Source organism: Cupriavidus sp. H39, from assembly GCF_050271075.1.
Taxonomy (GTDB): Bacteria; Pseudomonadota; Gammaproteobacteria; order Burkholderiales; family Burkholderiaceae; genus Cupriavidus; species Cupriavidus necator_B.
This window is the reverse complement of sequence record NZ_CP189846.1, coordinates 121,109-141,990: the sequence shown is the minus strand read 5'-3', so window position 1 is coordinate 141,990 and position 20,882 is coordinate 121,109. Positions and strand designations below refer to the sequence as shown.

Below are 20,882 nucleotides of genomic sequence, written 5' to 3'. Positions count from 1 at the left end.
ATACCTACAGGGTATTGATCGAGACATCATCGGTCTTGGACACCGGCAAAGTCAAGCCGCATACTTGGCCACAACTTCAAATCGCATCGACAAGGTATGACCCCTACTATCACTTCGGTGGAAGCCATCCTGGTGGACCTGCCCACCATCCGGGCCCACCAGCTGGCCATGGCGACAATGCAGCAGCAGACGCTGGTGATCGTGCGCCTGCGCTGCAGCGATGGCGTGGAGGGCATCGGCGAGGCCACCACCATCGGCGGGCTGTCTTACGGTGACGAAAGTCCCGAAGGCATCAAGCTGACCATCGACACCTACCTGGCCCCGGCGCTGGCCGGCCAGGATGCGACCAACGTGCATGCCGCGATGGCGCGCCTGGGCAAGGTCGCGCGCGGCAACCGCTTTGCCAAGTCCGCGCTTGAGACCGCCTTGCTGGATGCGCAGGGCAAGCGCCTGGGCGTGCCGCTGGCCACGCTGCTGGGCGGCGCGGTGCGCGCGACGCTGCCGGTGCTGTGGACCCTGGCCAGCGGCGACACCGCGCGCGACATTGCCGAGGCGGAGCAACTGCTGGCCCAACGCCGGCACGACACCTTCAAGCTGAAGATCGGCCGGCGCGGCGTGCGCGACGATGTGGCGCACGTGGCCGCGATCAAGCGCGCGCTGGGCGACCGCGCACGCGTCACCGTCGATGTCAACCAGGCCTGGAACGAAGCCGACGCCGCCACCGGCATTGCCATGCTGGAAGCCGCCGGCGTCGACCTGGTCGAGCAACCCACGCCGCGCGAGCAGCGCATGGCGCTGGCGCGGCTGGCTGCGCGCTTCGTGGTGCCGATCATGGCCGATGAAGCGGTGTGCGGCCCGGAGGATGCGATGGAGCTGGCGCGCATCGGCGGCGCCGACGTGTTCGCGCTGAAGATCGCCAAGGCCGGCGGCATCTTCGGCATGCTGCGCACCGCCGCGGTGGGCGATGCCGCGGGCATCGCGCTGTATGGCGGCACCATGCTCGAAGGCAGCGTCGGCACCATCGCCGCGGCGCACGGCTTCTGCACGCTGCCGCAACTGGCGTGGGGCACCGAGCTGTTCGGCCCGCTGCTGCTCAAGGATGACATCGTGCAGCAGCGTCCCGAATACCGCGACTTCAGCCTGCACTTGCCCGAAGGGCCGGGCCTGGGCCTGGTGCTGGACGAAGACAAGCTGGCGCATTACCGCCGCCGTTGAGCCGGCGCAGCTATTCCAGCGCCCGGCGCGTTGCCCGCGCCGGCGCATCACGCAGTGAGGAGACCATGAAGACGTTATTCCAGCGGCTGGCAAGCACCAGCCGCGCCGGGGCCCTGGCCCTGGCGGCCAGCCTGTCGTTCGCCGCACCGGCCGCGCACGCGGCCTATCCGGATCACCCCATCCGCTGGATCGTGCCGTTCCCCGCGGGCGGCGCGATGGACAACATTGCCCGCACGCTGGGCGAAGAGATGTCGCGCACGCTCGGCCAGTCCATCGTCGTGGAAAACCGACCGGGCGCCGGCGGCAATATCGGTGCCGAGCTGGTGGCGCGCGCGCCCGCCGACGGCTACACCCTGATCATCGTCGCCAACGGCATGGCCGTGAACCCGGCGCTGTACGGCCGCCTGAGCTATGACCCGGTCAAGGACTTTGCCCCGGTGTCGTTGCTGGCGGTGGTGCCCAACGTGCTGGTGGCCAACAAGGCGCGGCGCCAGGAAAGCACCGTCAAGGAGGTGGTCGCGCACGCCAAGGCAGCGCCCGGCAAATACACCTATGCGTCGGCCGGCAACGGCACCTCGATCCACCTCGCCGGCGAGCTGTTCACGTCGATGGCCGGCGTCGACATGCTGCATGTCCCCTACAAGGGCAGCGGTCCGGCCATGACCGACCTGCTGGGCGGCCAGGTCGACTACATGTTCGACAGCATCACTTCGGCCAAGCCGCATATCGATTCGGGCAAGCTGACGGCGATCGCGGTCACCACCAGCAAGCGCTCCAGCGCGCTGCCCAATGTGCCGACGGTGGCCGAAGCCGGCTTGCCGGGGTACGAGCTGTCGCCGTGGTTCGCCGCCTTCGTGCCGGCGAAGACGCCGCAGCCGGTGATCGACACGCTCAACCGCGCCATGCTCGAGGCGCTGCGCAAGCCCGCGGTGCAGAAGCGGCTGGCGCTGATCGGCGCGGAGCCGATCGGCAGTTCGCCGGCAGGATTGCGCGAGCACCTCGCGAAGGAAACGGACAAGTGGGGCGCCTTGATCCGGCAGCGGGGTATCCGCGCGGACTGAGGCAGCCAGACCACCCGCAAGTGCATTGCCGCGCACCGACAGCGCGGCATGGAGACCCTCACCCTCCCATCCCCCACTCCAGTAGGGAACAGTTCCCCGCATCCCTACCGTTAGCCCCCGCAACAAAGAGCACGGATGCCAGACCGCCGCCGGGGCCATGCGCGCCCGGCGGCTTGCGCACACCGTGCCGGCCGGCAGGAACGGGCGCGCAGTGGCATGCAGTCGTCGGGCATGCACCAGGGCTAGAACCATAACAACGGAAGCGCATACGTCTTCTTGGACGGTAAGGGGAGTGATCATGAATTTCAGGAGTCTGTCTATCCGCACGCGGCTGCTGGCCGGGTTCGGCACGCTGGCGGGCGTGGTGCTGGTGGTGTCGGCGTATTCGCTGCATGCGCTGGGCGATGCGACCGCCGGCTTCAATGACTATCTGGACGGTTTGAATGCGCGCGCCGACATGGCCACGCAAGTCCGCAGCGCGGTCGACCGGCGCGCCATCGCGGCGCGCAACCTGGTGCTGGTGACGGATGCGGCGGAACTGGAGCGCGAGAAGGCCGACGCCCTGCGCGCGCACGCAGACGTGCAGGCCCGGCTGGCGCGGCTCAACGAGATGGTGCGCCAGCCTGGCGTCAGCGACGAGGCGCGCAAGCTGGTCGAGGACGTGACCAAGGTCGAGGCGCAGTATGGTCCGGTGGCCACCGGCATCGTCGGGCTGGCGGTGGAGCGCAAGATCGAGGAAGCCGTCGCGCGCATCGACAAGCAGTGCCGTCCGCTGCTGGCGGCGCTGATCAAGTCGACCGATGCCTACGCCGAGTTCACCAAGGCGCGCCAGAAGGAAATGGAGCGCAGGCTCGAGGCGGACTACGAGCGCCAGCGCAACCTGCTGATCCTGATTTCGCTGGCGTCCGCGGCCATTGCGCTGGCCGGCGGCGTGCTGGTCACGCGCGCCATCACGCGCCCGATCCAGCGTGCCGTCGAGGTGGCCGGCATCGTCGCCGGCGGCGACCTGGGCGCGCGCATCGAGGTGGACCGCGATGACGAGACCGGCCGCCTGCTGGCGGCGCTGCGCGACATGAACGAGCGCCTGACCGCCACCGTCACCCAGGTGCGCGCCAGCAGCGGCAATATCGCCATCAGCACCAGCGAGATCGCCAGCGGCAATGCCGACCTGAGCAGCCGCACCGAGGAACAGGCGGCTTCGCTGGAGCAGACCGCTGCCAGCATGGAAGAGCTCACCGAAACCGTGCGCCAGAACACCGAGAATGCGCGCCAGGCCAGCGAGCTGGCGCGCAGCGCCGCCGATGTGGCGCAACGCGGCAGCACCACGGTGCAGCGCGTGGTCGGCACGATGCAGGACATCAGCGCCAGTTCGAGCAAGATCGCGGAGATCACCGGCATCATCGAGGGCATTGCCTTCCAGACCAATATCCTGGCGCTGAACGCGGCGGTGGAGGCCGCGCGCGCGGGCGAGCAGGGGCGTGGCTTTGCCGTGGTGGCCAGCGAGGTGCGCGGGCTGGCCCAGCGCTCGTCCAGCGCGGCCAAGGAGATCAAGGAACTGATCGAGGCGTCGGGCCGGCAGGTGCAGGATGGTTCGTCGCTGGCCAGCGAGGCCGGCCAGACCATGGCCGAGGTGACCCAGGCGGTGGCGCGTGTGACCGGCATCGTCGAGGAGATCGCCACGGCGTCGGCCGAGCAGACCCGCGGCATCGAGCAGGTCAACCAGGCCATCGTGCAGATCGACCAGGTAACGCAGCAGAACGCGTCTCTGGTGAGCGAGGCGGCCAATGCCTCGCGCGCGCTGGAAGAGCAGGGCCGGGAACTGAGCGAGGTGGTGGCGTTCTTCCGCCTGCCGGGCGAAGCGGCTGGCTTGCAGCCGGGTGCCGGTACGCTGCCCGCGCCGCGGCGCGCGGCGCACAGGCTGGCCACGGCATAGCCGCCGGCGCGGCATGGCTGCGCGGAGGCGCCGGGGCGGGTAAACTGGCCGGTCCCGACTCCCTCTTGCCACCGCCATGACCGCCCTGCCGATTTCTTTCGACGACGTTGCCGCCGCCCACGAACGGATCCGCGCGGCGGCCCACCGCACCCCGGTGCTGACCTCGGCCACCGCGGACGCCGCCACCGGCGCGCAGCTGTTCTTCAAGTGCGAAAACTTCCAGCGCATCGGCGCGTTCAAGTTCCGCGGCGCGTACAACGCGATTGCGCAGTTCACGCCGCAACAGAAGGCGGGCGGCGTGCTGGCCTTCTCCTCCGGCAACCACGCGCAGGCGATCGCGCTGTCGGCGCGCTTGCTGGGTGTGCAGGCGGTGATCGTGATGCCGCAGGACGCCCCCGCGATCAAAATCGAGGCCACGCGTGGCTATGGCGCCGAGGTAGTGCTGTACGACCGCTACCGCGACGACCGCGAGGCGCTGGGCCGGCGCATCGCCGGCGAGCGCGGCATGACGCTGATCCCGCCCTATGACCACCCGCATGTGATGGCCGGCCAGGGCACCGCGGCCAAGGAACTGTTCGAGGAAACCGGCCCGCTGGACCTGCTGGTGGTGTGCCTGGGCGGCGGCGGACTGCTGTCGGGCTGCGCGGTGGCGGCACAGGCGATGTCGCCCGGTTGCGCGGTGTACGGTGTCGAGCCCGAGGCCGGCAACGACGGCCAGCGCAGCCTGCGCAGCGGCGAGATCGTGCGCATCGATACGCCCCGTACCATCGCCGACGGCGCGCAGACACCGTACCTGGGCCAACACACCTTCGCCGTGATCCGTGAGCTGGTGACCGACATCGCCACCGTGTCGGATGCCGAACTGGTCGACACCATGAAGTTCTTCGCCGGACGCATGAAGATCGTCGCCGAGCCCACCGGCTGCCTGGCCGCGGCCGCGGTGCTGCACGGCAAGCTCGATGTGAAGGGCAAGCGCGTGGGCATCATCGTGTCGGGCGGCAATGTGGACCTGGGTGCGTTTGCCGGCTTTGTCGGGCACGCCGGCAGCTAGGGAATCCTTGGCAAGCCCCGGCCTCTAAGCTGCAAAGCATGACGACGGGGGACAGGGCTGACATGGCGGACAAGCATCAATACGACGTACTCGACACTGGCGCCGGCAAGCCGGTCAAGCTGTGGACGCGCGGCGTGCCGGTGGAAAACGCCGCGCGCGAACAACTGGTGAATACGGCCCGGATGCCGTTCATCTTCCGTCATCTGGCGGTGATGCCGGATGTACATCTGGGCAAGGGATCGACCATCGGCTCGGTGATCCCCACGGTGGGCGCGGTGATTCCCGCCGCGGTGGGCGTCGATATCGGCTGCGGCATGATGGCGGTGAAGACCTCGCTGACCGCCTCCGACCTGCCCGACAACCTGGGCCAGCTGCGCAGCGCGATCGAGCATGCCGTGCCGCATGGCCGGACCGCGCAGGGCGGGCGGCGCGACCAGGGCGCCTGGGGCTCCGCACCGTCGCACGTCGACGCGGCCTGGGCCGAGATGGCGCCGGGCTTTCGCCGCATCACCGACAAGTACCCGCACCTGGCGCGCGCCAACCATCGCAGCCACCTGGGCACGCTCGGCACCGGCAACCATTTCATCGAGGTGTGCCTGGACGAGGCGCAGTCGGTCTGGTTCATGCTGCACAGCGGCTCGCGCGGGATCGGCAATGCCATCGGCACCACCTTCATTACGCTGGCACAGCAGGACATGCGCCAGCACCTGGCCAACCTGCCGGACCGCGACTTGGCCTATCTGGTCGAAGGCTCCACGCACTACGAGGACTATATCTACGCCGTGTCGTGGGCGCAGGCCTACGCGCGCCGCAACCGCGAGCTGATGATGGAGGCCGTGCTGGCCGCGGCCCGGCGGGTGCTGCGCAAGCCGTTCCAGGCGCAGCTCGAAGCGGTCAACTGCCACCACAACTACGTGCAGAAGGAACATCACTTCGGCGCCGACGTGCTGGTCACGCGCAAGGGCGCGGTCAGCGCGCGGGCCGGCGAGCTGGGCATCATCCCGGGCTCGATGGGAGCGCGTTCGTTCATCGTCCGCGGCAAGGGCAATCCGGAGTCGTTCTGCTCGTGCAGCCACGGCGCGGGCCGCACCATGAGCCGCAGCGAGGCCAAGCGTCGCTTCACCGTGGCCGACCAGAAGCAGGCGACGCAAGGCGTGGAATGCCGCAAGGACGCCGCCGTGATCGACGAGATCCCGATGGCGTACAAGGACATCGACGCGGTGATGGCGGCGCAGGCGGACCTGGTGGAGGTGGTGCACACGCTGCGGCAGGTGGTGTGCGTGAAGGGTTGAGCGCCGCCACACCAGGCGCGGTTACCGCCCGAACTGCCCCAGCACCGTCCCCACCGCCTCCAGCCCCGCCTCGATCATGTGCTGCATGTAGCCGCCCATCTGCGGCATCACCAGCATCAGCACCAATAGCCCGCCCGACAGCGTGACCGGGAAGCCCACCGCGAAGATCGACAGTTGCGGCGAGGCGCGGTTCAGGATGCCCATGGCCAGGTTCAGAGTCAGCAGCGCGGCGATCATCGGCAGCGCCAGCAGCAGGCCCGAGGCGAACACCATGCCGCCGGCCCGGGCTACCGCCATGGCGCCGCCCGCGGACACCGGGGTGCCGCCGATGGGCAGGCTGTTGAAGCTGTCGACCAGCGCGCCCAGCATCAGCAGGTGGCCGTCCAGCGCCAGGAACAGCAGCACCGCGATCAGGTTCAGGAAGCGCGACAGCACCATGGTCTGGCCGCCGGCGGCGCGGTCGAAGAAGGACGCGAACGACAGGCCCATCTGCAGGCCGATGATCTCGCCGGCCTGCTGCACGGTGGCAAACACCAGCCGCATGACAAAGCCCGTGGCCAGGCCGATGCCGACTTCATTGAGGATGATGATCAGCCCGCCGAACGAGTACACCGGCACCACCGGCAGCTGGGCGACGGTGGGCGAGACCACCATGGCGATCAGCGCCGACAGCGCGATCTTGGCGCGCCGCGGGATGGTCGATTCACCGAACAGCGGCGCGGTGCCGATCAGCGCGAGGATGCGGAAGAACGGCCACAGGAATGCCGCGAGCCAGCCATAGAGCTGGGCTGAGGTGAATTCGATCACGGCGGCGGGTCAGCGGGCAGGCAGGCAAAGAGCGGCAACGGTGGCGGACAGCAGCGCAGGTGGCGGCGGGGGCGGCCGTCAGTGCGCCAGCGCGGGAATGCTCTGGAACACCTCGCGCATGTAGTCGACCATCGCATTGATCATCCACGGCCCGGCCAGCACCATGGTGGCGAACAGCGCGATCAGCTTCGGGATGAAGCTCAGCGTCATCTCGTTGATCTGGGTGGCGGCCTGGAACAGGCTGACCACCAGGCCGGCGGCCAGCGCCACCAGCAGCAGCGGGGCAGCCAGCAGCAGGGTCATCTTCATCGCCTGGGTGGCGATGGTCATTACGGTTTCCGGGGTCATGGCTCGGATGATGTGAGGGGTGGCGGGCGCCGGAGGCCCGCCTCAGTTCATGAAGCTCTGCGCCAGCGAACCCAGCAGCAGCTGCCAGCCGTCGACCAGCACGAACAGCATCAGCTTGAACGGCAGCGAGATCGTGGCCGGCGGCACCATCATCATGCCCATCGCCATCAGCACGCTGGCCACCACCAGGTCGATGATCAGGAATGGGATAAAGATGGTGAAGCCGATCTGGAACGCGGTCTTCAGCTCGCTGGTGACGAAGGCCGGCACCAGGATGCTGAGCGGCACTTCCTCCGGCCCCTGCATCTCCGGCGCCTTGGCCATCTGCGCGAACATGGCCAGGTCCTTCTCGCGGGTCTGGCGCAGCATGAAGGCCTTGAGCGGTTCGGCGGCCTTGGCCGCGGCGGCTTCCAGGCTGAGCTTGTTTTCGGACAGCGGCTTGTAGGCGTCGTTGTAGACGCGGTCGAACACCGGCGACATCACGAAGAAGGTCAGGAACAGCGACAGGCCCACCAGCACCTGGTTGGGCGGCGAGGTGGCCGTGCCGAGCGCGTTGCGCAGCAGGCCCAGCACGATGATGATGCGGGTAAAGCCGGTCATCATCAGCATCGCCGCCGGCAGGAACGACAGCGAGGTCAGCAGCACCAGCGTCTGCACCGGCAGCGACCAGATCTGGCCGCCGCCCACCGCGGGCTTGCTGATGACGCCGGGCAGCGCCTGGGCCCAGGCGGGTGCGGGCGCCAGCGTGCCCACGGTCAGCATCAGCACCAGCAGGGGCAGTATCGGCAGGCACAGCGGAAGTGGGCGCGCGGCGCCCGCATGGCGCGGCAGCTGGCGCCACGGCGTGGCACGCGGGAAAGTCATGACTTGAACTGAGCCTGGATCGAGCGCAGCAGCTTGTCGGCAAAGCTGCCGCCGGTGGGCGGTTGCAACGGGCCGGTGGCGCCGTGGACGATGGCCTGGCTGTCGGCGGGCGTGCCTGCGGCCAGGGTGTGCAGCGGCCGGATTTCGCCTGGGCTCACGCCCAGCACCAGCCAGGTGTCTCCCACCTCGACCAGCACCAGGCGCTGGCGTGCGCCCAGCATGGTGCTGCCGACCACCTTGATCGCGCCGCCGGTGGCGTGGCGCACCAGGCCGGCACGCCGGGCCACCCAGGCCATGCCCAGGATCAGCGCGATGATGGCGAACAGTCCCAGCCCGGCCTGCGCCAGGCTGGCCGCGCCGCTGATCGCGGGCGCGTGCGTGCCTTCGGCGGCAGTCGCGGCGCAAGGCAGCGCGGCCAGCGCAGTGAGCAAGGCACGGATTGCGGCTGTCATTTGTTCAGCTTCCGGATGCGTTCGGACGGCGTGATGATATCGGTCAGGCGGATGCCGAACTTGTCGTTGACCACCACGACTTCGCCCTGGGCAATCAGGTAGCCATTGACCAGTACGTCCATCGGCTCGCCGGCCAGGCCGTCCAGCTCCACCACCGAGCCCTGCGCCAGCTGCAGCAGGTTCTTGATGGGCACCTTGGTGCGGCCCAGTTCCACGGTCAGCTGCACCGGGATATCGAGGATCATCTCGATATCGTTGCGGAAGCCGCTCGGCGCTTCCTTGGCCAGCGGCGGGAAGACCGTGGCCGCGGCCGGCGTGGCGGCGGGCGCGGCCGGCGCGGCAGCGGCGGGGATCTCGGCGGAAGTGGCGCTGGTCTGCTCGGCCAGCGCGCTGGCCCAGTCGTCCATCGGGTCGACCGGCTTGTCCTCGATGCCGTCAGTCATAATCGGTGTCCTCGGTATCCAGGTGGGAATCGCCGTCCTGGTGATTGATCATTCGTTCTACCCGCAGCGCGTACTGGCCGTTCATGGTGCCAAAGCCGCATTGCATCACGGGCACGCCGTCCACCTTGCCGAACACCTTCTCGGGCAGCTCGATCGGCAGCACGTCGCCGGCGCGCAGCGCCAGCACTTCGGCCACGGTGCTCTGCAGGTGGGCGAATTCGGCCACCAGCTCGACCTCGGCCGCGCGCAGTTGCGTCGACAGTTGCGTGACCCAGCCCTTGTCGACCTCTTTCTCGTCCTGCAGCGGATTCATCAGCAGGTCCTTGAGGGGCTCGATCATCGCGTACGGCAGGCATACGTGAAGCTGGCCGCCGACGGCACCCAGTTCGATGTGGAAGGCGGTGGTCACCACGGCCTCGTTGTGGGTGGCGACGTTGGCAAACTTGGGGTGCATCTCCGAGCGGATGTACTCGGTCTCGATCGGATGCACAGTGCGCCAGGCATTGCCGTAGCTGTTCAGCGTCAGCTCCAGCATGCGCTGGATGATGCGCTGCTCGGTCTGGGTGAAGTCGCGGCCTTCCACGCGGGTGTGGAAGCGGCCGTCGCCGCCGAACAGGTTGTCGACCACGAGGAAGACCAGGTTGGGGTCGTAGACGAACAGCGCGGTGCCGCGCAGCGGTTTCAGGTGGACCAGGTTCAGGTTGGTCGGCATCGGCAGGTTGCGCGCGAAATCGCCGAACTTCTCGATCCTGATGCTGCCCACGGTGATGTCCGCGCCGCGGCGGATGAAGTTGAACAGCGCCGTGCGCAGCGAGCGCGCAAAGCGCTCGTTGATGATTTCCAGCGTATGCAGGCGGCCGCGGATGATGCGTTCCTGCGTCGCCAGGTTGTAGGGGCGCACCCCGCCCTCGTCGGGCGCAGTCTCGCTGGCCTTGGGCGTATCGGCCTCGCCGGATACGCCCTTGAGCAGCTCGTCTACCTCGTCTTGCGAGAGGAACTTGTCGTAGGCCATCTAGTGTCCTGCCCCTTGTGCGGCGTTATGGATGAAACGTGCTGCCCTGGCTGCTCGCTTACTGCACCACGAACGAGGTGAACAGCACGTCCAGCACGCGTTGCGCCGGCAGACCGCTGGCAAACGGCTTGCTGATGGTGTCGCGGATGTCGTCGGCCAGCTTGCGCTTGCCCTCGACGGTGGCCAGCTCGGCCGGCTGCCTGGCCGACAGCAGCAGCAGGATGCGGCTGCGCGCCTCGGGCAGGTACTGGGCCAGGCGTGCCTGGGTCTCGGCGTCAGCCACCTTCAGCGACAGGCCGGTGTGCAGGAAGCGGTCGCCGTCGTCGCTGCGCAGGTTGACGGTGAACGCATCCAGCGGCACGAAGATCGGCGGCGGGACCACCGGAGCGGCGGGCGCGGCGGGCGCCGCCGGCTGGCGGTTGCTCAGGATGCTGCCCAGCACGAAGCCTCCGGCACCCAGTGCCACCACCAGCACGCCGGCGCCGATCAGCAGTAGCCGGCCGCGCTTGCCTGTGTTGCCAGTCCGGGGAGGGGAAGCCGTGTTCGCCATGAGAAGCCTGTATCGGAATGCCTGCCATTCTTCCGGAATTGCAGGCCAGCAAAGGGCCGAAAAAAAGGGGGAAACCCTTTCAGCTTGGCCATTTGAGCGGAAAGGGAGCAGGCACGGCTACGCGAGCGGGCGCCGTTGTGTTGCGCGCCTGCAGGGTGGTTAACGCTTGTTGACGGAGGAACTTGAGTGTTGGTATTGGGTTGGGAGGAGGGGAGAGAGAACAAGCGGGAGGGAAGCCAAGCTTTTGGGCTCGCCCGCGACAGCGCCGTGCGAGCGCAGCGATGCACTCCGTGCCACGGCATACGACCTGAGATGGTGAGCGCGCGCAGCGCAGCCGAAGGCGTCCCACCAACAACCTGGTTGGCAGGCTGCCACCGACCTAAAGTCGGGTTCGTCCATCCGACCCCGAACGTCAGGCACCTCCCGGTAGCGTCAGCAGGGTCGAACCACCGGACCCACGACCGCAAGTCGCCACCATCCGAATGACCAACGCCGCCTTGGCCAGCCGCCCAGAGGCGACGCGTTTTTCTGCTTACTCTTTTGTCGCTCGGACAAAAGAGTAAGTCGCCGGCTACGCCGGCGAAACAGCCACGCACGTCAAGCACGCCACCCAACCGCAGGGCCACATGCCTACCAGCCCACAATCCCTACTACGCTAGTCGGGTAGTCACTCACGCGAGTTTTCAACTCCTTTATTCAGCAAGCCTTTGTTTCAGATGGATTTTTGTAAAAGTACTCTTATATAAGATATAAGACATTTGACCCAGGAGCCGCTTCGGACTACAATCGCGACGTACCGAGTCTTTCTAAACCTAATTACTCAGCAGGTTCCCATGCTTGAAAACTATCGCGCACATGTGGCCGAGCGCGCCGCGCTTGGCATCCCCCCTCTGCCCCTGACCGCCAAGCAGACGGCCGAGCTGATCGAACTGCTGAAGAACCCGCCCGCCGGTGAAGAACAGAACTTGGTCGAGCTGATCTCGCACCGCGTCCCCGCCGGCGTCGATGACGCCGCCAAGGTCAAGGCCTCGTACCTGGCCGCCGTGGCGCTGGGCAAGGAACAGTGCGCGCTGATCTCGCGGGCCAAGGCCACCGAGCTGCTGGGTACCATGCTGGGCGGCTACAACATCTCGCCGCTGATCGAGCTGCTGGACGATGCCGAAGTCGGCACCGTCGCCGCCGAGGCGCTGAAGAAGACCCTGCTGATGTTCGACGCCTTCCATGACGTGAAGGAGAAGGCCGACAAGGGCAACGCCAACGCCAAGGCCGTGCTGCAGAGCTGGGCCGACGCCGAGTGGTTCACCAGCCGTCCGGAAGTGCCGCAAAGCCTGACCATCACCGTGTTCAAGGTGCCGGGCGAAACCAATACCGATGACCTGTCGCCGGCCCCGGACGCCACCACCCGCCCCGACATCCCGATGCACGCGCTGGCGATGCTGAAGAACAAGCGCGAAGGCGCGGCGTTCCAGCCGGAAGAAGACGGCAAGCGCGGCCCGGTCAAGTTCATCGAGTCGCTGAAGGACAAGGGCCACCTGGTCGCCTACGTGGGCGACGTGGTCGGTACCGGCTCCTCGCGCAAGTCGGCCACCAACTCGGTGCTGTGGTTCACCGGTGAAGACATCCCCTTCATCCCGAACAAGCGCTTCGGCGGCGTGTGCCTGGGCAACAAGATTGCCCCGATCTTCTACAACACCATGGAAGACGCCGGCGCGCTGCCGATCGAGCTGGACGTGTCGAAGATGGAAATGGGCGACGTGGTCGAGCTGCGCCCGTACGAAGGCAAGGCGCTGAAGAACGGTGAAGTGATCGCCGAGTTCAAGGTCAAGTCCGACGTGCTGTTCGACGAAGTCCGCGCCGGCGGCCGCATCCCGCTGATCGTCGGCCGTGGCCTGACCGCCAAGGCACGCGAGGCGCTGGGCCTGGCCCCGTCGACGCTGTTCCGCCTGCCGCAGAACCCGGCCGACACCGGCAAGGGCTTCACGCTGGCGCAGAAGATGGTCGGCCGCGCGTGCGGCCTGCAGGAAGGCAAGGGCATCCGCCCGGGTACCTATTGCGAACCGAAGATGACCTCGGTGGGCTCGCAGGACACCACCGGCCCGATGACCCGCGACGAGCTGAAGGACCTGGCCTGCCTGGGCTTCTCGGCCGACCTGGTGATGCAGTCGTTCTGCCACACTGCCGCCTACCCGAAGCCGGTCGACGTCAAGACCCACCACACGCTGCCTGAGTTCATCAGCACCCGCGGCGGCATTTCGCTGCGCCCGGGCGACGGTGTGATCCACTCGTGGCTGAACCGCATGCTGCTGCCCGACACCGTCGGCACCGGCGGCGACTCGCACACCCGCTTCCCGATCGGCATCAGCTTCCCTGCAGGTTCGGGCCTGGTGGCCTTTGCCGCCGCCACCGGCGTGATGCCGCTGGACATGCCGGAATCGGTGCTGGTCCGCTTCAAGGGCCAGATGCAGCCGGGCGTGACCCTGCGCGACCTGGTCAACGCGATCCCGCTGTACGCGATCAAGCAAGGCCTGCTGACCGTGGCCAAGCAAGGCAAGCAGAACATCTTCTCGGGCCGCATCCTGGAAATCGAAGGCCTGCCCGACCTGAAGGTCGAGCAAGCGTTCGAGCTGTCCGACGCCTCGGCCGAGCGTTCGGCCGCCGGTTGCACGGTGCGCCTGAACAAGGACCCGATCATCGAATACATCAACAGCAACATCACGCTGCTGAAGTGGATGATCGCCCAGGGCTATCAAGACCCGCGCAGCCTGCAGCGCCGCATCAAGGCCATGGAAGCGTGGCTGGCCGATCCGAAGCTGCTGGAGCCGGACGCCGACGCCGAGTACGCCGCCGTGATCGAGATCGACCTGGCCGACGTGCATGAGCCGATCGTGGCCTGCCCGAACGACCCGGACGACGTGAAGACGCTGTCCGAGGTGGCCGGCGCCAAGATCGACGAAGTCTTCATCGGTTCGTGCATGACCAATATCGGCCACTTCCGCGCAGCCTCCAAGCTGCTGGAAGGCAAGCGCGACATCCCGGTCAAGCTGTGGGTCGCTCCGCCGACCAAGATGGACCAGAAGCAGCTGACCGAGGAAGGCCACTACGGCGTGTTCGGCACCGCCGGTGCGCGCACCGAAATGCCGGGCTGCTCGCTGTGCATGGGCAACCAGGCACAGGTGCGCGAAGGCGCCACGGTGATGTCGACCAGCACGCGCAACTTCCCGAACCGCCTGGGCAAGAACACCAACGTGTACCTGGGTTCCGCCGAACTGGCGGCAATCTGCTCGCGCCTCGGCCGCATCCCGACCAAGGACGAGTACATGGCCGACATGGGCGTGCTCAACGCCAATGGCGACAAGATCTACAAGTACATGAACTTCGACCAGATCGAGGACTTCAAGGAAGTGGCCGACGGCGTGACGGTGTAAGCCGCGCAGCCAGGCGGGCATGAGGAAGGGGCCCCAAGCGGGGCCCCTTCTGTTTTTGCGCAGCCGCGCGCGTGCCCTGTATCGCGCGGCGCCGGCGGCCGCAACGGTCTGGGCCTGCGCTGCAAGCCCGGCAAGGCCGGTTTATGATCGGGCTTTGCCGTTGTCCGGCGTTTCCCGCCATGGCGTGGAAACGCCCGCACCAGGAGCCCGTGTGCCCGATCTGTCCGCTTTCCCCATCACCCGCAAATGGCCGGCGCAGCATCCCGACCGCATCCAGCTCTATTCGCTGCCCACGCCCAACGGCGTCAAGGTGTCGACCATGCTGGAAGAGACCGGCCTGCCGTACGAGCCGCACCTGGTGCGCTTCGACAGCGACGACCAGCATTCGCCGGAATTCCTGTCGCTGAACCCGAACAACAAGATCCCCGCGATCCTCGATCCCAACGGGCCGGGCGGCAAGCCGCTGGCGCTGTTCGAATCGGGCGCGATCCTGCTGTACCTGGCCGACAAGTCGGGCAAGCTGATTCCCGCCGACGCGGCGCGCCGCTACGAGACCATCCAGTGGGTGATGTTCCAGATGGGCGGCATCGGCCCGATGTTCGGCCAGGTGGGCTTCTTCCACAAGTTTGCCGGCAAGGATTACGAAGACAAGCGCCCGCGCGACCGCTACGTGGCCGAAAGCCGGCGCCTGCTGAACGTGCTGGAGCAGCGGCTGGACGGGCGTGACTGGATCATGGGCGACGACTACACCATCGCCGACATCGCGACCTTCCCGTGGGTGCGCAACCTGGTCGGCTTCTACGAAGCCGGGGAACTGGTTGGCATCCAGGATTTTCCGAATGTGCGGCGCGTGCTGGAGGTGTTCGTCAAGCGTCCGGCCGTGGTCAAGGGGCTCGATACGCCGCATCGCGGCTGATCTAGCGGCGCGGAGGTGGGCATCGTCCTACACGGTGCCTTCCCCGGCGCCTACAGAGCGCCCGGCGCCATGCGTCCTATAGTCCAGGCACAGGCGCGCCGCCCCGCGTTGCCGAGGAGCCCGGACCATGCCGATGCCCACCGCCTTGCCGCTGTTGCGCGCCGCCTTGCTGGCGAGCGCCGTGCCCGTGATGGCCGCGCTGGCCGCCTGCGGCGAATCGGCCAAGCTGCCGTCCGAAGCCGGCTTTGGATCCGCGCCGCAGCTGCCGCCGCCCAACCCCACTGCCATTCCTACCGTCAAGATCGCACCGGCCGTCGGCTGGGCCGCGGGCCAGCACCCGGTGCCGGCCGAAGGCATGGCGGTGACCGCCTTCGCCGACAAGCTGGACCATCCGCGCTGGCTCTATGTGCTGCCCAACGGCGACGTGCTGGTGGCCGAGAGCAATGCGCCCCCCAAGCCCGACGACGGCAAGGGCATCCGCGGCTGGATCATGAAGAAGGTGATGAAGCGCGCCGGCGCCGGCACGCCCAGCGCCAACCGCATCACGCTGCTGCGCGACACCAACGGCGACGGCGTGGCCGACCAGCGTTCGGTATTCCTGAAGGACCTGAACTCGCCCTTCGGCATGGCGCTGGTCGGCAATGACTTCTACGTGGCCGCCACCGACGCGCTGCTGCGCTTCCCATACCAGCCCGGCCAGACCGAGATCAGCGCCGCGCCACGGAAGGTGGCCGACCTGCCCGGCGGGCCGCTCAACCATCACTGGACCAAGAGCCTGATCGCCAGCCGCGATGGCAGCAAGCTGTATGTGACGGTGGGCTCGAACAGCAACGTGGGCGAGAACGGCCTGGACAAGGAGGCCGGCCGCGCCGCGATCTGGGAGGTCGACCCTGGCACCGGCACGCACCGCATCTTTGCCAGCGGCCTGCGCAATCCTAACGGCATGGCGTGGGAGCCGGTCACCGGCATGCTGTGGACTGCCGTCAACGAGCGCGACGAGATCGGCAGCGACCTGGTGCCGGACTACATCACCTCGGTGCGCGACGGCGGCTTCTATGGCTGGCCCTACAGCTACTATGGCCAGCATGTGGACCAACGCGTGAAGCCGCAGGCACCGGACCTGGTGGCCAGAGCGATCGTGCCGGACTATGCCGTGGGCGCGCACACCGCCTCGCTGGGCCTGGCCGCGGCCAGCGGCAACAGCCTGCCGGCGCGCTTCAGCGAAGGCATGTTCGTCGGCCAGCATGGATCATGGAACCGTCGCCCGCTGGCGGGCTACAAGGTGATCTTCGTGCCGTTCAGCGGGGGCCGGCCGCAGGGCGCGCCGTTCGATGTGCTCACCGGGTTTGTCGACGACGACGGCAAGGCGCGCGGGCGGCCGGTGGGCGTGGCGATCGACAAGCGTGGCGGATTGCTGGTGGCGGACGATGTCGGCAATACGGTCTGGCGCGTCACCGGCGCCAGGTGAGCCGGCTTTAGCGCGATAGGCGCCGCGGCAGGAAGCGCAGCAGGGGCGCGGCTAGAATGGCGCGATCCCGCGCTGCCTGATGGCGCCGACTCTGCTGCCGCCCATGTCGCTTACCGTTTTCGCCGTCGTCCTGCTTGCCGCCTTCCTGCATGCCGCGTGGAATGCCGTGGTCAAGGGCGGCGGCGACAAGATGCTGTCCACCGTGATGGTGGCGGTGACGGCGGGCCTGATGGCCGCGGTGGCGCTGCCGGCGTTGCCCCAGCCGGCGGCCGCCAGCTGGCCCTTCATCGCCGCGTCGGTGGGCGTGCACGTGGTGTACTTTGCGCTGGTGGCGCGGATCTACCGCAGCGCGGACATGAGCCTCACCTACCCGCTGATGCGCGGCTGCGCGCCGTTGCTGGTGGCGCTGGCCAGCGTGGGCTGGCTGGGCGAGCACCTGTCGGCGCTGGCATGGGGCGGCATCGCCGTGGTCAGCCTCGGCATCCTGGCCATGGCCGGCGGCGCGCGTGGCGCCCATGGCGTGGGCGGGGGCCGCGAGGGCGTATGGCTGGCCCTGCTCAACGCGCTGGTGATCGCCACCTACACGCTGATCGACGGCGCCGGTGTGCGCCGCTCCGGCGCGCCGGTGGCGTATGCCTTCTGGATCTTCTTGCTGACCGCGCTGCCGCTGGCGGCGTGGGCGCTGGCGACGCGCCGGCCGCAGCTCGGTGGCTACCTGCGGCGCAACCTGGTGTTCGCGCTGGTGGGCGGTGGCGGCACGCTGGCGTCCTACGCGCTGTCGCTGTGGGCGATGACGCGCGCGCCGGTGGCCCCGGTGGCCGCGTTGCGCGAGTCGTCGATCCTGTTCGGCGCACTGATCTCCGCGCTGCTGCTCAACGAGCGCGTCGGCGCCGCGCGCCTGGGCGCGGCCTGCCTGATCGCCGCCGGCGTGGCCACGCTGCGCTTCGCCTGAACGGGTGAGACCTGGCGGCAAAGCGCAGGGGTGCCTGTCCGGGCGCCTGGCCGCTCCCTGGCCGCGGCGCTGTCTATACTTGGCTTGACCGGGTTCTCGCGATGCAGCCCCACTGCGTCCGCTCACCAATATCACCAATACACGCCCGCCCGACTGGATATCGACGCCGAGGAGTAGGCATGGACCACACCGCAGATTCGTTTCGCGCCTTTGAGCTGGCCGGCTGGGAAGACCCGGAAGTCGTCAGCCGGTACCAGGAGCATCTGTCGCACGTGACCCGGCAATCGGTCGAGTCTCTGCTGGACGCGGCCCATGTCGCCGGCGGGCAACGCGTGCTCGACGTCGCCTCCGGCTCCGGCCACGTCGCGGCGGGAGCGCTGCAGCGCGGGGCCGAGGCCATCGGCATCGATTTCTCGATGGCGCAAGTGCAACTGGCGCGCAAGCTGCATCCCGGCGTCCGGTATGAGCAGGCCGACGCGCAGGCGCTGCCCTTTGGCGACGCCAGCTTCGACGCGGTGGTCAATGGTTTTGGCCTGTGCCATATGTCCGACCCGGACGCGGCGCTGGCCGAGGCCTTTCGCGTGTTGCGCCCGGGCGGGCGCATCGCCTTCACGGTATGGGATACGCCCGAGCGCGCCGTCGGCTTCGGCGCGGTCTATGCCGCGATCCGCGCCTATGGCTCGATGGAAGTGGATATCCCGGTCGGGCCGAATTTCTTCCTGTTCAGCGACCCAGGCCATTGCCGCAGCGCGTTGCAGCAGGCTGGCTTTGTCATGCCGACCTGTCGCAGCGTGCCGCAGGTCTGGCGTTTCTCCACGCCCGACCAGCTCTTCGATGCGCTGGCCCAGGGCACCGTGCGCGCCGCCGCCACGCTGCGCGCGCAGACACCCAAGGCCCGCGACGAAATCCGTGCGGTGCTGCGCGGCACCGTTGCCGGCTACATGCGCGGCAGCGGCTTCGAGGTGCCGATGCCGGCGGTGCTGGCGGCGGCGGTCAAGCCCTGAGGCGGTTCGGTGCCGGGATGTTGGGCGCCAGCCGACACCAGCGTCGCTAGCGTCGGCCCGAACCCACCACTTCCCCTCCGGAAAGTGCCGTAATCCCCGCTGTAGCCGGCATCAGGCGGTGGCACGGTGATTGCGCTATGGACAGCGAGCGCGGCGCCGCGGCTCGTTGTGCCACCTGCCAGCAATGGCTTCCCGGAGAACCCCGATGAATACCCGATCCCCATGCCAGAACGGGCAGGCCGCGTCGCGCCCGCCCGCCATCCTGCACCGCTCGCGCCAGGCCATGGCGCTGCTGCGTGTGCTGGGCCTATGCATCAACAGCGTCGCCTGCGCGCAGTCCGAGGCGCCGCAGGCCCCGGCCTCGCCGGTCATGCAGGCCGTGACGCCGGAGCGCAAGTTCGCCGTCGGCTACCTGGAGGCCGCCGCCACCGGCTATGACAATGGCCAGGCGTGGCAGGAGCCGGAAGGCATCGTGCCGTTAAGGCCGCCACGCGAGGGGCGCAGCGTGCCGGTGGCGCCGATGGCGGGCGCCGTGCCGGTTGCCATGCCAGCGGGGGTGCGGGCACAGCCGGCGCGCTGAGCCAGGGCGAAGTCAGCCGAAGGCCGCGGTTATCGACCCGTGGCGGCACGCTGGCGCGGCGCGGCCCCCGATCAACGCCTGAGGGCGCGCCGTGCGCCCTGCGGATCGCGCGAGGTGGTGACACCGAATCCGACTTCGGCCAGCGTGACGGCGGACAACACCACATCACCCTCGAAGCCCCTTGTGTGTATGCTCCGATTCTCAATGGCCAGATTGCCCGAAACTCGCCACACCCCCCCGGGATCGCCCCATGGATATCGAACTCGCCCGCACTTTCCTGCAAGTCGTGCGCGATGGCAGCCTGCTGGCCGCCGCGGACAAGCTGCATGTCACCCAGACCGCCGTGACCGCGCGCATCAAGAGCCTGGAGGCGCAGCTGAACTGCCGCCTGTTCGAGCGCAACAAGGCGGGGGCGCGGCTGACGCCGGACGGGCAGCGCTTCCTGGGCTACGCCGGCCAGCTGGTGCAGACCTGGGAGGCGGCGTGCCGCGAGTTGCCGTTGCCGGCGGGGCTGGCCAGTCTGTTTCGCTATGGCACGGAAATCAGCCTGGGTAATCCGCTGGTGCTGCTGTGGGCGACGCGCCTGCGCCAGCGCATGCCGGCGCAGGCGGTGCGGGCCGAGGTGGGCGAGGGCGCCGAGCTGCAGCGCAGGCTGCAGTCCGGCGCGCTGGATGCGGCACTGGTCTATCAGCCGGAGTACGCGCCCGGCATGCACGTGGAAGCGCTGATGGAGGAGAAGCTGGTCCTGATCCGCTCGACGCAGCGCGACGGCGGCTATGTCTATGTCGACTGGGGCCCGGAGTTCCGCCGCCAGCATGACAGCGCACTGCCGGAGCATGCGCGGGCGTCGCTGTACTTCAACCTGGGGCCGCTGGCACTGCAGTACATCCTGCAGTTCGGGGGCAGCGGCTATTTCCGTACGCGCGTGGTGCAGAGCTACCTGGACAGCGGGGTGCTGGCGCGCGTCGCCGGCGCGCCGGAGTTCTCGTATCCCGTGTTCCTGGTTTGTGCCAAGGCGCCCGCGGGAACGGCGCAGCACGCCGTGGAGATCCTGCGCGAGATCGTGCGGGAGGAATCAGACTGGTCGCAGCGCTGGGACTTCCCGCAATAGCGCCCGGCCGACCTGCCCTCCGAGCGGCCGTCAGATCCGCACCGGCACCAGCTGGCCGGCGGGCGTGGGCACGGCCACCAGGCGCCATTGCCGCACCCGCCGCATCCGGCCGCCGCCACCGCGGCGCGGCGGGCGTGGCTCCAGGCCGGCAAAGCGCCCGTGCAACTGCGCGCGCGCAAAGACCGGTTCCGGCACGCGCGTGCCGATCAGCCAGGTGACGGTACCCCCCAACGCCACCAGTGCCAGCGCCAGTCCAATCCAGAGGATGGCTTCCATGTTCCCGCTCCGTCGAATCGTTATCCGTGGTTCCAGTATTGGCACAAAGCGTGCCGGCAGGTAAATGAAAGTTATTTGCACTTCATATCAATAAAATTGCATTCAATCGGCTTTTTGCTGAA

At 68.2% G+C, this 20,882-nt stretch carries 20 protein-coding genes; 12 read left to right on the top strand and 8 right to left on the bottom strand.

Features of this window, described 5'->3' with window-relative positions:
* Positions 1-96 precede the first annotated feature (96 nt).
* The 5 genes from ACOCMH_RS01130 (at position 97) to ACOCMH_RS01110 (ending at position 6,552) form a co-directional block, all read left to right on the top strand.
* Positions 97-1,215 (top strand): muconate/chloromuconate family cycloisomerase, encoded by a 1,119-nt coding sequence (locus ACOCMH_RS01130; RefSeq protein WP_427307353.1) that lies wholly within the window; start codon positions 97-99, stop codon positions 1,213-1,215.
* Positions 1,216-1,280: 65 nt separating this feature from the next.
* Entirely contained in the window at positions 1,281-2,276 is a 996-nt protein-coding gene (locus ACOCMH_RS01125; RefSeq protein ID WP_427307352.1) for a tripartite tricarboxylate transporter substrate binding protein, read from the top strand.
* Between the two features lie 298 nt (positions 2,277-2,574).
* On the top strand, positions 2,575-4,209 hold the full coding sequence (locus ACOCMH_RS01120) for a methyl-accepting chemotaxis protein (protein ID WP_427307351.1): 1,635 nt from the start codon (positions 2,575-2,577) through the stop codon (positions 4,207-4,209).
* Positions 4,210-4,285: 76 nt separating this feature from the next.
* Positions 4,286-5,260 carry a threo-3-hydroxy-L-aspartate ammonia-lyase gene (locus ACOCMH_RS01115; RefSeq protein WP_427307350.1) on the top strand — a complete coding sequence of 325 codons (975 nt, stop codon included), beginning with the start codon at positions 4,286-4,288 and terminating at the stop codon, positions 5,258-5,260.
* Positions 5,261-5,322: 62 nt separating this feature from the next.
* On the top strand, positions 5,323-6,552 hold the full coding sequence (locus ACOCMH_RS01110) for an RtcB family protein (RefSeq protein ID WP_427307349.1): 1,230 nt from the start codon (positions 5,323-5,325) through the stop codon (positions 6,550-6,552).
* 21 nt (positions 6,553-6,573) lie between these two features.
* Here ACOCMH_RS01110 and fliR read toward each other — a convergent pair whose 3' ends face one another.
* From fliR to fliL, 7 genes are all read right to left on the bottom strand, one after another.
* Positions 6,574-7,359, bottom strand: coding sequence for a flagellar biosynthetic protein FliR (gene fliR / locus ACOCMH_RS01105; protein ID WP_427307348.1), 786 nt, complete (start codon positions 7,357-7,359; stop codon positions 6,574-6,576).
* A gap of 78 nt (positions 7,360-7,437) precedes the next feature.
* On the bottom strand, positions 7,438-7,707 hold the full coding sequence (gene fliQ / locus ACOCMH_RS01100; RefSeq protein WP_012355210.1) for a flagellar biosynthesis protein FliQ: 270 nt from the start codon (positions 7,705-7,707) through the stop codon (positions 7,438-7,440).
* A gap of 42 nt (positions 7,708-7,749) precedes the next feature.
* Positions 7,750-8,469 (bottom strand): flagellar type III secretion system pore protein FliP, encoded by a 720-nt coding sequence (gene fliP, locus ACOCMH_RS01095; RefSeq protein ID WP_427308464.1) that lies wholly within the window; start codon positions 8,467-8,469, stop codon positions 7,750-7,752.
* 98 nt (positions 8,470-8,567) lie between these two features.
* Positions 8,568-9,023: a flagellar biosynthetic protein FliO gene (gene fliO, locus ACOCMH_RS01090; RefSeq protein ID WP_427307347.1), complete on the bottom strand. Its 456-nt coding sequence runs from the start codon at positions 9,021-9,023 to the stop codon at positions 8,568-8,570.
* Positions 9,020-9,466: a flagellar motor switch protein FliN gene (gene fliN / locus ACOCMH_RS01085; protein ID WP_427307346.1), complete on the bottom strand. Its 447-nt coding sequence runs from the start codon at positions 9,464-9,466 to the stop codon at positions 9,020-9,022. The genes fliO and fliN overlap by 4 nt, the downstream gene beginning before the upstream one ends.
* Positions 9,459-10,478, bottom strand: a complete 1,020-nt coding sequence (gene fliM, locus ACOCMH_RS01080) for a flagellar motor switch protein FliM (protein WP_427307345.1) — start codon at positions 10,476-10,478, stop codon at positions 9,459-9,461. The genes fliN and fliM overlap by 8 nt, the downstream gene beginning before the upstream one ends.
* Positions 10,479-10,536: 58 nt before the next feature.
* A complete protein-coding gene (fliL, locus tag ACOCMH_RS01075) occupies positions 10,537-11,028 on the bottom strand; it encodes a flagellar basal body-associated protein FliL (protein WP_427307344.1) in 492 nt (163 codons plus the stop codon).
* An 833-nt stretch (positions 11,029-11,861) separates the two neighbouring features.
* Here fliL and acnB point away from each other — a divergent pair.
* From acnB to ACOCMH_RS01040, 7 genes are all read left to right on the top strand, one after another.
* Positions 11,862-14,453, top strand: coding sequence for a bifunctional aconitate hydratase 2/2-methylisocitrate dehydratase (gene acnB / locus ACOCMH_RS01070; RefSeq protein WP_427307343.1), 2,592 nt, complete (start codon positions 11,862-11,864; stop codon positions 14,451-14,453).
* A 211-nt stretch (positions 14,454-14,664) separates the two neighbouring features.
* Positions 14,665-15,369 carry a glutathione S-transferase N-terminal domain-containing protein gene (locus ACOCMH_RS01065; protein ID WP_427307342.1) on the top strand — a complete coding sequence of 235 codons (705 nt, stop codon included), beginning with the start codon at positions 14,665-14,667 and terminating at the stop codon, positions 15,367-15,369.
* A 127-nt stretch (positions 15,370-15,496) separates the two neighbouring features.
* A complete protein-coding gene (locus ACOCMH_RS01060) occupies positions 15,497-16,837 on the top strand; it encodes a PQQ-dependent sugar dehydrogenase (RefSeq protein ID WP_427307341.1) in 1,341 nt (446 codons plus the stop codon).
* A 103-nt stretch (positions 16,838-16,940) separates the two neighbouring features.
* Positions 16,941-17,789 carry an EamA family transporter gene (locus ACOCMH_RS01055; RefSeq protein WP_427307340.1) on the top strand — a complete coding sequence of 283 codons (849 nt, stop codon included), beginning with the start codon at positions 16,941-16,943 and terminating at the stop codon, positions 17,787-17,789.
* A gap of 179 nt (positions 17,790-17,968) precedes the next feature.
* The gene (locus ACOCMH_RS01050) at positions 17,969-18,793 is read left to right on the top strand and encodes a class I SAM-dependent methyltransferase (protein ID WP_427307339.1); all 825 of its coding nucleotides are present in this window, start codon (positions 17,969-17,971) and stop codon (positions 18,791-18,793) included.
* A 205-nt stretch (positions 18,794-18,998) separates the two neighbouring features.
* Entirely contained in the window at positions 18,999-19,373 is a 375-nt protein-coding gene (locus tag ACOCMH_RS01045) for a hypothetical protein (protein ID WP_427307338.1), read from the top strand.
* Positions 19,374-19,623: 250 nt separating this feature from the next.
* Positions 19,624-20,484, top strand: coding sequence for a LysR family transcriptional regulator (locus ACOCMH_RS01040; protein ID WP_427307337.1), 861 nt, complete (start codon positions 19,624-19,626; stop codon positions 20,482-20,484).
* Between the two features lie 30 nt (positions 20,485-20,514).
* On the opposite strand, the gene ACOCMH_RS01035 is transcribed toward ACOCMH_RS01040, so the two are convergent.
* Positions 20,515-20,760, bottom strand: coding sequence for a hypothetical protein (locus ACOCMH_RS01035; protein WP_427307336.1), 246 nt, complete (start codon positions 20,758-20,760; stop codon positions 20,515-20,517).
* Positions 20,761-20,882 lie beyond the last annotated feature (122 nt).